The 13,024-nt window shown below is 71.8% G+C and carries 15 protein-coding genes and 1 riboswitch; of the genes, 8 read left to right on the top strand and 7 right to left on the bottom strand.

Features of this window, described 5'->3' with window-relative positions; translation table 11 throughout:
• Both C3492_RS29295 and bioB read right to left on the bottom strand, forming a co-directional pair.
• Nucleotides 1–1,281 carry an adenosylmethionine--8-amino-7-oxononanoate transaminase gene (locus C3492_RS29295; protein WP_103815648.1) on the bottom strand — a complete coding sequence of 427 codons (1,281 nt, stop codon included), beginning with the start codon at nt 1,279–1,281 and terminating at the stop codon, nt 1–3.
• Nucleotides 1,274–2,425 carry a biotin synthase BioB gene (gene bioB, locus C3492_RS29300; RefSeq protein WP_103815649.1) on the bottom strand — a complete coding sequence of 384 codons (1,152 nt, stop codon included), beginning with the start codon at nt 2,423–2,425 and terminating at the stop codon, nt 1,274–1,276. Before bioB ends, C3492_RS29295 begins: the two co-directional genes overlap by 8 nt.
• Nucleotides 2,426–2,572: 147 nt before the next feature.
• Between bioB and C3492_RS29305 the strand changes: the two genes are divergently transcribed.
• Entirely contained in the window at nt 2,573–3,700 is a 1,128-nt protein-coding gene (locus C3492_RS29305; RefSeq protein ID WP_103815650.1) for an 8-amino-7-oxononanoate synthase, read from the top strand.
• A gap of 78 nt (nt 3,701–3,778) precedes the next feature.
• Here the strand turns inward: C3492_RS29305 and C3492_RS29310 are convergent, their stop codons facing one another.
• Nucleotides 3,779–4,000 (bottom strand): DUF397 domain-containing protein, encoded by a 222-nt coding sequence (locus tag C3492_RS29310; protein WP_103815651.1) that lies wholly within the window; start codon nt 3,998–4,000, stop codon nt 3,779–3,781.
• Between the two features lie 9 nt (nt 4,001–4,009).
• On the bottom strand, nt 4,010–4,870 hold the full coding sequence (locus C3492_RS29315; protein ID WP_103815652.1) for a helix-turn-helix transcriptional regulator: 861 nt from the start codon (nt 4,868–4,870) through the stop codon (nt 4,010–4,012).
• A gap of 212 nt (nt 4,871–5,082) precedes the next feature.
• Here C3492_RS29315 and C3492_RS29320 point away from each other — a divergent pair, with 212 nt between their 5' ends.
• Nucleotides 5,083–5,538: an ATP-binding protein gene (locus C3492_RS29320; protein ID WP_103815653.1), complete on the top strand. Its 456-nt coding sequence runs from the start codon at nt 5,083–5,085 to the stop codon at nt 5,536–5,538.
• 563 nt (nt 5,539–6,101) lie between these two features.
• Here the strand turns inward: C3492_RS29320 and C3492_RS29325 are convergent.
• The 3 genes from C3492_RS29325 to C3492_RS29335 form a co-directional block, all read right to left on the bottom strand.
• Complete coding sequence (locus C3492_RS29325) at nt 6,102–6,575, bottom strand: C40 family peptidase (protein ID WP_103815654.1); 474 nt, start codon at nt 6,573–6,575, stop codon at nt 6,102–6,104.
• A 3-nt stretch (nt 6,576–6,578) separates the two neighbouring features.
• Nucleotides 6,579–6,777: riboswitch (cyclic di-AMP (ydaO/yuaA leader) on the bottom strand.
• 373 nt (nt 6,778–7,150) lie between these two features.
• Complete coding sequence (locus C3492_RS29330) at nt 7,151–7,456, bottom strand: hypothetical protein (RefSeq protein ID WP_103815655.1); 306 nt, start codon at nt 7,454–7,456, stop codon at nt 7,151–7,153.
• Between the two features lie 7 nt (nt 7,457–7,463).
• Nucleotides 7,464–8,099: an ATP-dependent Clp protease proteolytic subunit gene (locus C3492_RS29335; RefSeq protein WP_103815656.1), complete on the bottom strand. Its 636-nt coding sequence runs from the start codon at nt 8,097–8,099 to the stop codon at nt 7,464–7,466.
• 266 nt (nt 8,100–8,365) lie between these two features.
• Here C3492_RS29335 and C3492_RS29340 point away from each other — a divergent pair, with 266 nt between their 5' ends.
• The 6 genes from C3492_RS29340 (at nt 8,366) to C3492_RS29365 (ending at nt 13,005) form a co-directional block, all read left to right on the top strand.
• On the top strand, nt 8,366–9,388 hold the full coding sequence (locus C3492_RS29340) for a S1C family serine protease (RefSeq protein WP_258055955.1): 1,023 nt from the start codon (nt 8,366–8,368) through the stop codon (nt 9,386–9,388).
• Between the two features lie 31 nt (nt 9,389–9,419).
• Entirely contained in the window at nt 9,420–9,698 is a 279-nt protein-coding gene (locus C3492_RS29345) for a type II toxin-antitoxin system Phd/YefM family antitoxin (protein ID WP_103815658.1), read from the top strand.
• 295 nt (nt 9,699–9,993) lie between these two features.
• On the top strand, nt 9,994–10,296 hold the full coding sequence (locus C3492_RS29350) for an urease subunit gamma (protein WP_103815659.1): 303 nt from the start codon (nt 9,994–9,996) through the stop codon (nt 10,294–10,296).
• A 9-nt stretch (nt 10,297–10,305) separates the two neighbouring features.
• A complete protein-coding gene (locus C3492_RS29355; RefSeq protein WP_014671283.1) occupies nt 10,306–10,617 on the top strand; it encodes an urease subunit beta in 312 nt (103 codons plus the stop codon).
• Entirely contained in the window at nt 10,610–12,331 is a 1,722-nt protein-coding gene (locus C3492_RS29360; protein WP_103815660.1) for an urease subunit alpha, read from the top strand. Before C3492_RS29355 ends, C3492_RS29360 begins: the two co-directional genes overlap by 8 nt.
• Complete coding sequence (locus tag C3492_RS29365; RefSeq protein ID WP_103815661.1) at nt 12,331–13,005, top strand: urease accessory protein UreF; 675 nt, start codon at nt 12,331–12,333, stop codon at nt 13,003–13,005. The genes C3492_RS29360 and C3492_RS29365 overlap by 1 nt, the downstream gene beginning before the upstream one ends.
• The last annotated feature ends 19 nt before the right edge of the window (nt 13,006–13,024 follow it).

The raw sequence follows: 13,024 nt of genomic DNA on the forward strand, positions 1-13,024 counted from the left end.
TCATCCCTCCCGCGCGGCGGCGCACACCGCGCGCGCGATCCGTGCCACGTCCTCGTCCGAGGTGACGTACGGCGGCATCGTGTAGATCAGGTCGCGGAACGGGCGCAGCCACACGCCCGCCCGTACGGCGGCCTCGGTCGCGGCCTTCATGTCCACCGCGTGGTCGAGCTGGACGACCCCGATCGCGCCGAGGACGCGGACGTCCCGCACCCCGGGCAGGTCGAGCGCCGGCGCCAGGCCCTCCCGCAGGGCCGCCTCGATCCGCTTGACCTCGGCGAGCCAGTCCTGGCCCCGCAGCAGCTCGATGGAGGCGCAGGCCACGGCCGCGGCCAGCGGGTTGCCCATGAACGTCGGCCCGTGCGCGAGCACCGGCACCTCGCCCCGCGAGATGCCGTCGGCGACCCGCGCGGTGCACAGGGTGGCCGCCATCGTCAGATAACCGCCGGTCAGCGCCTTGCCCACGCACATCACATCCGGGCTGACGGACGCGTGGTCCGCCGCGAACAGCGCGCCGGTGCGGCCGAAGCCGGTGGCGATCTCGTCGAACACCAGCAGCACGTCGTGCGCGTCGCACGCCTCACGCAGCACCCGCAGATAGGCGGGGGAGTGGAACCGCATCCCTCCCGCGCCCTGCACCACCGGCTCCACGATCACCGCGGCCAGCTCGTCGGCGTGCCGCGCGATCAGCTCCCGCAGATGGTCCGCGTACGCCTCCTCGTACCCGGCGGGCGGCGCGTCCGCGAACACCTGGCGCGGCAGCACGCCGGTCCACAGCTGGTGCATGCCGCCCTCGGGGTCGCACACGGACATCGGGTTCCAGGTGTCACCGTGATAGCCGCCGCGCCAGGTCAGGAGCCGCTGCTTGCCCGGCCGGCCGAGCGAGCGCCAGTACTGGAGGCACATCTTCACGGCGACCTCGACCGACACGGACCCGGAGTCGGCCAGGAAGACGTGCTCCAGACCGTCAGGCGACATGTCGACAAGGAGCTTCGCGAGCCGGACGGCGGGCTCGTGCGTGAGCCCACCGAACATGACGTGGCTCATCCGCCCGAGCTGCTCGCGCACGGCCTCGTCGAGGACCGGGTGCCGGTAGCCGTGGATGGCCGACCACCACGACGACATGCCGTCGACCAGCTCACCGGACCCGTCCGCCAGCCGCAGCCGGACCCCGCTCGCCGCCTCCACGACGAGCGGTTCCGCGCGCCCGGGCATCGGGCCGTACGGATGCCACACGTGCCGCCGGTCCAGCTCCAGCAGTTCCGGCACACCGAGCTCAGGCATTGGGCGCGAGGTCCGTCCCGGCGCCCCGGCGGCGGACCGCGACCAGGTCGGTCCGCGGCTCACCGGCCGGCGCCGGCGCCGACCCGCAGACGCCGCCGCCCTCGTGGCAGCCCCCGGTGTCCCCGCAGCCCCCGGCCTCCGTCCGGTGCTCCGGCAGCGTCACCTGGTCGGCGCCCTCCACCTCGAACCCGGCGTCCGCGATCATCTCCAGGTCGGCCTTGCCGGCCTGGCCCTCGCTCGTCAGGTAGTCGCCGAGGAAGATGGAGTTGGCCAGGTGCAGTGCCAGCGGCTGCATCGTGCGCAGATGGACCTCACGGCCGCCCGCGATCCGGACCTCCACGTCCGGGCAGACGAACCGGACCATCGCGAGGATCCGCAGGCAGCGCTGCGGGGTGAGGTTCCACTCCTTGGCCAGCGGGGTGCCCTCGAACGGGATCAGGAAGTTCACGGGCACCGAGTCCGGGTCCAGCTCACGCAGCGAGAACACCACGTCGACCAGGTCCTCGTCGCTCTCGCCCATGCCCGCGATCAGGCCCGAACAGGCGGACAGACCGGCCGCGTGCGCCTTCTGCACCGTGTCCACCCGATCGGCGTACGTGTGGGTGGTGGTGATGTCCCCGTACGTGGACTCCGAGGTGTTGAGGTTGTGGTTGTACGCGTCCGCGCCGGCCTCGCGCAGCCGTTCGGCCTGGCCGTCGGAGAGCAGGCCGAGGCAGGCGCACACCTCGACGCCCTCGTTCTGCTCCTTGATGGCCTTGATGGTCTGCGAGACCCGGTCCACGTCCCGGTCCGTCGGGCCGCGCCCGCTGGCCACCAGACAGACCCGCTTGGCACCGCCCGCGAGGCCCGCGGCGGCGGCCTGGGAGGCCTCGTCCGGCTTGAGCCAGGTGTACTTCAGGATGTCGGCCTTGGAACCGAGCCGCTGGGAGCAGTACGAGCAGTCCTCCGGGCACAGGCCCGACTTGAGGTTCACCAGATAGTTGAGTTTCACCCGGCGCCCGAACCAGTGCCGGCGCACCTTGCCGGCCGCGGCCACCACGTCGAGCAGGTCGTCATCGGAGGTGGCCAGCACGGCGAGCGCTTCCTCGCGGGTCGGCAGCTCGCGCCGAAGCCCCTTGTCCACCAGCGTGTTCAGCAGGTCCATGAGGCCTGATCCTGTCCTACGGGACGGCCCCGGGCCAAGGAGACTTTGCACAACGGAGCAGGTTCACCGTGTGGGTATTGCCACACCCTGGGCGGCTGGTCGTACCGCTAGGGTCTGTCCGCTACCTACAAAAGCACCGGAGGACCCATGGCGTTCGGCTGGATCGACGAGCAGGCCGGGGCGCGCCGCCGCGCCGGACTCGTCCGCACCCTGCGTCCGCGTCCCGCCGACGCGCCGCTGCTGGATCTGGCGAGCAACGACTACCTGGGCCTGACCCGCCATCCGGAGGTCGTCGAGGGAGCGGCCGGGGCCGCCCGGACCTGGGGCGGCGGCTCCACCGGCTCCCGGCTGGTCACCGGTACGACGGTCCTGCACACCGAACTGGAGCGGGCGCTGGCCGCGTTCTGCGGGTTCGAGGCGGCCCTGGTGTTCTCCTCCGGGTACGCCGCCAACCTCGCCGCGGTCACCGCGCTCGGCCCGCACGGCTCGCTGATCGTGTCGGACGCGGGCAACCACGCCTCCCTCATCGACGGCTGCCGGCTCGCCCGGGGCGGGACGCAGGTCGTCGGGCATGCCGATCCCGAGGCCGTGCGCAAGGCCCTGGCCACGCACGCGGGCGCCGCGATCGTCGTCTCCGACACGGTGTTCTCCGTCGACGGGGACCGGGCACCGCTGACCGCGCTGGCCGAGGCGTGCCGGGAGCACGGCGCGGGACTGGTCGTGGACGACGCGCACGGGCTCGGCGTACTGGGCGAGGGCGGCCGGGGCGCGCCCTACGCGGCCGGGCTCGCGGGCGCCGAGGACGTGGTCGTCACGGCCACCCTGTCCAAGTCGCTGGGCAGCCAGGGCGGGGTGGTGCTCGGCCCGGCCCGGGTGATCGACCACCTGGTCAACGCGGCCCGGACGTTCATCTTCGACACCGGCCTGGCGCCCGCGGCGGCCGGTGCCGCGCTGGCCGCGCTGCGGCTGCTGGAACGCGAGCCCGAACGGGCGGCTCGGGCCCGTGAAGTGGCCGCGGAACTGTACGCACGGCTGACCGCCGCGGGTCTGGAAGCGGTGCGTCCGGACGCCGCGGTGGTCTCCGTGCGGGCTCCGTCCCCGGAGGGGGCGGTGCGCTGGGCGGCCGACTGCCGTACGGCGGGCCTGGCCGTGGGCTGTTTCCGTCCTCCCTCCGTGCCCGACGGCATCTCACGGCTGAGGCTGACCGCCCGGGCGGACCTCTCCGGGGCGGAGATCGAACGCGCTGTACGAGTGATCGGCGAAACGCGACCATGAGTCGGCGTACACGGCCGTGTGTCGCACGAGGGTGACGAACGGGTTGGGTGGGTCGGGGTCAGGGGTGGTGACCTCTGATCAGATCCTGGTGACGAACTCCGCCCAGCTGCCGGCGGAGAAGAGCAGCGCGGGTCCGGCGGGGTTCTTCGAGTCGCGCACGGCGAGCAGTCCGGCCGCGGGGCCGGAGCGCGGCCGGGCCGTCTCCACGCAGTTGTTCGCTCCCGTGCTGTAGCTGCTGCGCAGCCAGCGCACGGCGTGCAGGTCGGTACTGGCAGGGACGTTCCGAGGCAGAGCTGACATGGTGCCTCCTTACGCGCCGTCACCTATCCCGGCGATGTAGTCCAACGATTCCTCGGGGGAAAGGGCGTGGAACTGAAGGGTGTTGAAGGCCTCGGAGTAGGCCATGAGGTCTTCTTTCCGCTCCAGGTAGAGGCTACTCGTCAACTGGTCGAGAACAACCACGTCCAGATCAGAAGTGCTCGGAAATGAGAAGATAACGAAAGGCCCGGTCAGTCCGACATGTGCCCCCGCGGCGAACGGCAGCACCTGGAGCCGTACCTGGGGCAGCCGGGCCGCCTCCATCAGCCGTTCGAGCTGCCGCGCCATCACCTCTGGGCCACCGACCTCACGGCGCAGCACCGCCTCGTCCAGTACGGCGCTGAGCACCAGAGGCGGATCGGACCGCAGCACGTCCTGCCGGGCCAGGCGCACCTCCACCAGCGTGTCCAGGCGGTCCTCGTCCAGGTCCTTCACGGCCGCCCGGGTCACCGCGCGGGCGTACTCGGGCGTCTGGAGCAGCCCCGGCACCACGGTCGTCTCCAGGGTGCGCATCGCGCTCGCCTGCGACTCCAGGCTGATGAAGTCGCGGTAGGTGGGCGGCAGCACCCCGCGGTAGGCGTGCCACCAGCGGTGACGGCCGCCCGCGTCCTCCGCCCCCGCCAGCATCAGCAGCAACTCGCGCAGATGCGCGTCCCGCACCTGGTAGGCGTCGAGCAGCAACCGCAGATCGGCCGGTTTCACACCGCTGGCGCCGGTCTCGATGCGGCTCACCTTCGACTGGTGCCAGCCGACCAGCCGGGCGGCCTCACCGCTCGTGAGCCCCGCACCGGTGCGCAGCATGCGCAGTTCGGCGCCCAGTTTGCGGCGGCGCACTGCCGGACCGTTCTGCATGGGCTCCTCCTTACTCCTTCCGGGCCGCCCACATACGGTCTCGCGTCGCAGAGTTCACCGCTTCGAGCGACAGATATATGCATATCTTGGTGGATCGCTCCCTGTGACCGCCCGTTGGTGGCAGTCTGGCGAACAAGCACCAGTCCGGGACCGTACTCGAACCCTCCGCCACATGTCGGACCACGGCCCCATGGGAAAGGGACGACGTCGCCATGGCAGACCACCTGGAAGCATCCGTCACTCTGCCGAGCGATCCAGCCTCGGTCTCGGCCGCCCGCTCCTACGTCGTGGGCACCCTGGCGGAGTGGGGCCTGCCGTCCGACACCGACGTCGCCGACACCGTGCGGCTCATCGTCTCCGAACTCGCCACGAACGCCGTACAGCACACCTTCGGCCAGTCACCCACCTTCACGGTCGACATCGCGCTGCACCATGACGAACACCTGCGCATCGGCGTCACGGACAGCCATCCTCGCTTCCCGAAGAGACTGCCCGCCGCCGTCCAGCAGGACAACGGCCGCGGCATGGTCATCATCCGCTGGCTCACCGCCGAGTGCGGCGGCAGACTCCGCATCCGCCCCACGCGAGAGGGCGGCAAGACGGTCTCGATCGAACTCCCCTGGACGCTTCCGACGGCCCCGGTACCGGCGCGCCAGCAGGAGCCCTAGCCCTCCGGACGGGGCCGGGGTGTCCTTCCCTCTCCCTGCCGAGCGGCACACGGCAGGCACACGCGGCCGGCGGCTCGGCGCGCTCGGTCGGCCGTCCCCAGCCCGCCGCTGACCAGCGCTCCGTGGCGGCGGACGTACCCCCGGCGGCCGGGAAGGTGCCGAGCGGCAGCGCGCCCCCGATGAGCCCGGTGAGCCGCGCCAGTTCGTTCCGGGCCGGCTCCGGCTCGCCCGGCCTCCGGGAGACGACTGCGCCGCCGGGCGGACTCCCGGCGCGCACCGCCCAGGCGGTGGCCGGCGGCGCGGCCGTCCTGCCGCCCGGCCCGCGCGTTCCGGGAGCCCCCGTTGCCGGGCGGCGCCCATGTGCTCCAGCTCGGGGGTGCGCGCCCCGTGGCGCTCCCACGGCCCGGCCGGAGGCCGGAGGAAGCCGTGGCCTGGGCCGCCTGTCCGCTCCGGCAGGCGCCCGCGGCGGCCCGCCGCCCTTGGGTCGCGGGCGGGCGCCGGGGCGGCGCCGGCGGCGCTGGGAGCGGCCCTGCTTCTGGAGCCGCTGCCGGCCCGAGGCCGGGTCAGCTGACCCGGCCGTACCAGACGCTCTTCGTCCAGATCTTTTCGAGCTTCACCACGTCCCCGGTCTTCGGGGCGTGCCAGATCTTGCCGTGACCGGCGTAGATGCCGACGTGGTAGACGTACGAACCCGAGTGGAAGAAGACCAGGTCGCCCGCCTTGCGGCTCCTGGAGGAGATGTGGTGCGTCTTGTTGTACTGCTGGGCGGCGGTGCGCGGCAGCTTCTTGCCGGCCTTCTTGTAGGAGTAGAGCGTCAGCCCCGAGCAGTCGAACCGGCGCGGCCCGGTGGCTCCCCACGCGTACGGGGCGCCCTTCTTCGAGGCCGCGACCTTGAGTGCTTTCGTCGCCAACGTCGCGGCGGAGGCGTCGGTGGCGAGGCCGGGCACCGCGATCGAGCCGCCCACGGCGGCGAGGGTCAGAGCCGAGGCCGTGCCGGCCCGGGCCATCAGCGACGGGACACGATTGAGCGCAGTCATGCGCAACCCTTCGTCAGCCGCCTGTGAAGGATGACCTGTCGGATTCGGGCTGGCGAAGTTGCCCGGCCGCGTTGCCACGGCTTCACCCCAAGGGTTGCCCGGAGCCGACGACCGTCCGCGTGGTGCGGACGAACATCTGTTCCGGCGACCCGCCTTGCTTGGGTCCTCCACTCCTGCCGATCCACTCCGTCGACCGGTCATCCGGGCGGCGGCAGGACTCGGCGTCCGCCCGGATCGCCCCGCCGCGGTGGCGGGGGCTTGTCGTCAGACACGGATCTTGGCTTACGACTGTCCGAAAATCCCAACGGAATCGGGGATTTGTGGCGTTACTCACCACTCACCCGTTCGGGTGGACACTGCTCTGTTCGAGCGTCCGTCAGATCCCGGACGTAGCCCCCGACCTGGGGCGAAGCGCCTTCCGGCGGCTCACGCGGTGGCGCTTGGCGCAACTCGGAAGACCCGGAAAACGATCTGGATGTACACCGGTCGGCGGTACGTCGTTCGGGCCGTTTCAAGTCCCGTCCGAACGACGCGTGTCGACGCGTGGGGCCCGCTGAGCCGGAAGAGCGTCCGGCTCAGCCGACGCCGTCCGGCGGGAGCGCGACGCGAGCGGCCCGGCGCTCACCGTCCAGCACCCGCAACGCTCGTGCCAGCGTGTCCCCGTGCAGCTCCGTCTCGCCCCGCTGGTGCATCAGTGCGAGCGCGTCCCGCAGCTCTGCCGCCTTGCGCACCAGGGCCTGGGCGGCGCGCAGCCCGCTGTAGGTGTCCCCGGGCCGGGCCGGGTTGATGCGGCCGAGCAGGTCGACCGCCTCCAGGTAACGGTCGATCAACTCGCCCTCCGCGCAGGTCAGCGCGGGCAGTGGCGGGAGGTCCGGCAGCATGAGCGGCTCACCTCGCGTCCGGTGCGCCGGGCGTGTCCCGGCGGCTCGGCACGATGCCGTCCACCAGACCGTAGGCGACCGCCCCGGCGGCGTCCAGGATCAGGTCACGCTCCAGATCCTCGTGGACCTGCCTGGCCGTGCGCCCCGTGTGCCGCGCGAGCATCTCCGCGAGCGTCGCGCGGATCCGGGTCAACTCCTCCGCCTGGATGAGCAGGTCGCTGGGCTGTCCGCGCACCGGCTCCGGCAGCGCGGGCTGCTCGATCACCATGCGGGCGCCGGGCAGGGTGAACCTCTTGCCCGGGGCGCCGGCCGCGAGCAGCACCGCGGCCGAGGCGGAGGCCTGGCCCAGGCAGTAGGTCGCCACGTCGCAGCCGACGTACTGCATCACGTCGTAGATCGCCGCCATGGCGTCGAACGAGCCGCCCGGCGAGTTGACGTACAGCGTGATGTCCCGGTCCGGCGCCGTGTGCTCCAGGTACATGAGTTGCGCCGTCACGTCGTTCGCCGCCGCCGTGTCGACCGGCGTGCCGAGGAAGACGATCCGGTCCTCGAAGAGCTTCGCGTAGGGATCGAGGGTGCGCGTGACGCTCCCGGTGCGCTCGGTGAACTCGGGCAGGACATGTCGGGCGGACGGTCGGAGCATGGGCACACCCTTCCTCGTAGCGGAGCCGCCTTCGGCGAGCTCTCTGTAAAAAATGTACAGGACGTACAGAAGTTAAAGGGTCCGGATGCTGTAACGGTTCATCAGGACACCGCATGGCTGCGGGCCTAAGCTGGAGGTGTAAGCGATCATTTCCGGGCTGGTCCCGGTGGGTGCCGCCCGTCGTCGGAAGGCTCCACGCCGTGGGTGCGAAAGTCAGAGCCGCGCTCGTCGGAACAGCGGTCGCGTCATTGGTCTTGGGCGGAACGGTGGCGAACGCGGCCCCGGCGGACGATTCGCCGCAGGACATCTTCGAGAAGGCCGCGCCGGGCACCGTCCACGTGGTGGGCAAGACCGAGGCGGGAAGCGGCTTCATCTACGACGCCGACAAGGGGCTCATCGTCACCAACGCGCATGTCGTCGCGGGGGAGAACGCCCTCAAGGTCGTCGTCCAGGACAAGGGGGAGGTGCCCGTCCGGCTCCTGGGCACCGATCCGTGCGAGGACGTCGCCGTCCTGCAGTTCAGTACGCCGCAGGAGGACCTCAAGGCGTTGGAGTTCGCGGACAGCCGCGACGTCAGGGCCGCCGACGCCGTCACGGCCATCGGCTACCCGGCGTCCTTCGAGAAGAACGTGGAGGCGCAGAAGCCCGTCTACACCGCGGGCAGCGTCCAGTCGCCGAACGTGCCGGCGGACCCCTCGCCCTCCCTGCCCCACTACGCGGACACGATCCAGCACTCCGCCGCGATCAATCCCGGGAACTCCGGCGGGCCGCTCCTCGACGCCGACGGCAAGGTGATCGGCGTGAACGCCCTCGGAAACCCCGAGGCGGAGGGGCAGTACTACTCGATCAGCAGCGACCACGTGCGCCCGCTGCTGGACGGGCTGGCCTCCGGTGAGAGGCACAACGACCCCGGCTGGCTGGTCGGCTCCCTGGACGACCCGGACCTCAGCGCCGTCTTCCGCGACGATCCCAAGACGGAACGGATGGTGGCCGACGCGCAGGAGCGGTTGCTCAAGGACGGCACCAGCGGGCTGTTCGTGGAGAACACGGCGACCGACTCGGAGGCGGCCAAGGCCAACCTGGAGTTCGGCGACGTGATCACCGCGGTGAAGGACACTCCCGTGGCCACGGTCGGCGACCTCTGCGACGTCCTGCAGTCCGCGGCTCCCGGGGAGAAGCTCCCGCTCGAAGGCAAGTACAGCCTCAATGCCGGCGCGACGGCGGACGACAGCCACGTCATTCGTTTCGGTGAGGACTGGACCACCGATCTGCTCCTGCCGAAGAAGTAGGTCCCGCGGGGACGCCCCGTAAGCTGGAGGTATGGCCTACGAGATTCCGGTGACGCAAGCAAGAGCTGAACTCGCCGAGCTGATCAACCGGGTGGTGTACGGCGGTGAGCGCGTCGTCGTGACCCGGCACGGCAAGCCGTTGGTCGCGCTGGTCTCGGCCGCCGACCTGGAGCGGCTGGAGGCGCTGGACGAGGAGGCCGGGGAGCAGGTCATCAGCTCGGTGTCCGGGGTCCACGAGCCCCGTTCCACGCCGCGCGGACAGCAGCGCTTCGGCATCGCGGCGGAGCACCGCCGGCCCGGCACCTCCTGACCCCGTCCACGCGCGAGCCCACGCCTCTGTCTCTGCGCGAGCCCACGTCTCCCTCTCTGCGCGAGCCCACGTCTCCCTCTCCGCGCCGGCCCATAGCGCGGTCATGCGCGTGCCAAGGTCTGGTTAACGTCGTTGAAACTCCGGCGTTCTAGCCTGCCGATCCACGCCACCAGGGGTTTTTCCGCCCGGATTGACGAGACTCCGGGGATTTGTCTGTGTGTTACATCTGTCCCCGTCGTGGTGGCCGCGGCAACCGGACCCCGCACGGTCCGGAGCAAGGACTGTGAGGTGGGACGTGCAACTGACCCCGCATGAGCAAGAGAGGCTGCTGATCCATGTGGCGGCCGACGTGGCCGAGAAGCGCCGGGCCCGCGGGCTCAGGCTCAACCACCCGGAAGCGGTCGCCCTCATCACGTCGCACATCCTGGAGGGCGCGCGGGACGGCCGTACCGTCGCCGAGCTGATGTCCTCCGGCCGCAAGATCCTGACCAGGGACGACGTCATGGAGGGGGTCGCCGAGATGATCCATGACGTCCAGGTCGAGGCCACCTTCCCGGACGGCACCAAGCTCGTCACCGTCCACGAGCCGATCGTCTGAGGGGCCGAGATGATTCCCGGAGAGATCCTGTTCGCGGACGACCCCGTCGTCTGCAACGCGGGCCGCGAGGTCACCCGGCTCACCGTCCTCAACGCCGCCGACCGGCCGGTCCAGGTCGGCTCCCACTACCACTTCGCCGAGGCCAACCCCGGCCTGGAGTTCGACCGCGCGGCCGCCCGCGGCAAGCGGCTCAACGTCGCCGCCGGCACCGCCGTCCGCTTCGAGCCCGGCATCCCCGTGGCGGTCGAGCTCGTGCCCCTGACCGGCGCCCGGATCGTCCCGGGGCTGCGCGGGGAGACCGGAGGTGCCCTCGATGCCTGAGATCTCCCGCGCAGCCTACGCCGACCTGTTCGGCCCCACCACCGGCGACCGCATCAGGCTCGCCGACACCGACCTGCTCATCGAGATCGAGGAGGACCGCTCCGGCGGCCCCACGAGCTCCGGGGACGAGGCGGTCTTCGGCGGCGGCAAGGTCATCCGCGAGTCCATGGGCCAGTCCCGCGTCACCCGCGCCGAGGGCACCCCCGACACCGTGATCACCGGCGCCGTCGTCGTCGACCACTGGGGCGTCGTCAAGGCCGACGTCGGCATCCGCGACGGCCGGATCACCGCCCTCGGCAAGGCCGGCAACCCGGACACCATGGACGGCGTCCACCCCGACCTGGTCATCGGCCCCGAGACCGAGATCATCGCGGGCAACGGGCGCATCCTGACCGCCGGTGCCATCGACGCGCACGTCCACTTCATCTGCCCGCAGGTGGCCGACGAGGCGCTGGCCTCCGGCGTCACCACCCTGATCGGCGGCGGCACCGGACCCGCCGAGGGCTCCAAGGCCACCACGGTCACCCCCGGCCCCTGGCACCTCGCCCGGATGCTGGAGGCGATGGAGGCCTACCCCGTCAACGTCGGGTTCCTCGGCAAGGGGAACACCGTCAGCCACGAGGCGATGCTCTCCCAGATCCGGGGCGGCGCCGTCGGTCTCAAGCTGCACGAGGACTGGGGCTCCACGCCCGCCGTCATCGACGCGGCGCTCACGGTCGCAGACCGCACCGGCATCCAGGTCGCCATCCACACCGACACCCTGAACGAGGCCGGGTTCGTCGGCGACACCCTCGCCGCCATCGCGGGCCGGGGCATCCACTCGTACCACACCGAGGGCGCCGGCGGCGGCCACGCCCCGGACATCATGACGGTCGTCTCGCAGGCGAACGTCCTGCCCAGCTCCACCAACCCGACCCGGCCCTTCACCGTCAACACGACCGAGGAACACCTCGACATGCTGATGGTGTGCCACCACCTCAACCCGTCCGTCCCCGAGGACCTGGCCTTCGCCGAGTCCCGCATCCGCCCCTCCACCATCGGCGCGGAGGACATCCTCCACGACCTCGGCGCGATCTCGATCATCTCCTCCGACTCCCAGGCGATGGGGCGGGTGGGCGAGGTGATCCTGCGCACCTGGCAGACGGCCCACGTCATGAAGCGCCGGCGCGGTGCCCTGCCGGGCGACGGCCGCGCCGACAACTACCGGGTACGGCGCTATGTCGCCAAGTACACGATCAACCCGGCGCTCGCCCAGGGCCTCGCCGCCGAGACCGGCTCCGTCGAGACCGGCAAGCTCGCCGACCTGGTGCTGTGGGAACCCGCGTTCTTCGGGGTCAAGCCGCTCCTCGTCATCAAGGGCGGGCAGATCGCGTACGCGCAGATGGGCGACGCCAACGCCTCCATCCCCACCCCGCAGCCGATCCTGCCCCGCCCGATGTACGGCGCCATCGGCCGGGCTCCCGCCGCCAACTCCGTCAACTTCGTCGCGGGCCTGGCGATCGAGGACGGGCTGCCGGAACGGCTGGGACTCGGCAAGCGGTTCGCGGCGATCGAGTCCACGCGCGCGGTCACCAAGGCCGACATGCGCGAGAACGACGCCCGGCCGGACGTCCGGATCGACCCCGACAGCTTCGCCGTGCACATCGACGGCGAACTCGTCGAGGCCACCCCGGCCGCCGAACTGCCCATGGCCCAGCGTTACTTCCTCTTCTAGTGTCCAGGGCAACCCTGCTCGTCCTGGCCGACGGCCGCTTCCCCGCCGGAGGGCACGCGCACTCCGGTGGGGCGGAGGCCGCCGTCAGGGCGGGCCGCATCACAGACGCGCCGAGTCTGGAAGCGTTCTGCCGGGGCCGGCTGCACACCTCCGGGCTGGTCGCGGCGGCGCTGGCGGCGACGGCCGTCCTCGGTGCCGACCCGGGCGAGCTGGACGCGGCGGCCGACGCGCGTACGCCGTCCCCGGCCCTGCGTGCCGCCGCGCGGCGCCTCGGCCGGCAGTTGCTGAGGGCCGCCCGGGTGACCTGGCCGTCCGCCGAACTGGACGCCGTAGCCCGCCGGTTCCCCAAGGGCGCCCATCAGCCCGTCGTGCTCGGTCTCGCCGCCCGGGCCGCCGGGCTCGCACCCGAGGACGCGGCCCACTGCGCGGTGTACGAGAGCGTGAGCGGGCCGGCGACGGCCACCGTGCGGTTGCTGAGCCTCGACCCGTTCGACGCGACCGGGGTTCTCGCCCGGCTGGCCCCCGAACTCGACCGCGTGGCGGACTCCGCCGTGGAGGCGGCGCGGAGGGTGGCCGACGAGGGGGTCGACGCGCTGCCCGCGGCCTCCGCGCCGCTGCTGGAGGTGGGCGCGGAGTGGCACGCGGGCTGGTCCGTCCGGCTGTTCGCGTCATGAGTCCGCCCACCCGCACCAC

It is taken from the genome of Streptomyces sp. Ru62, from assembly GCF_002920615.1.
Classification (GTDB): domain Bacteria; phylum Actinomycetota; class Actinomycetes; order Streptomycetales; family Streptomycetaceae; genus Streptomyces.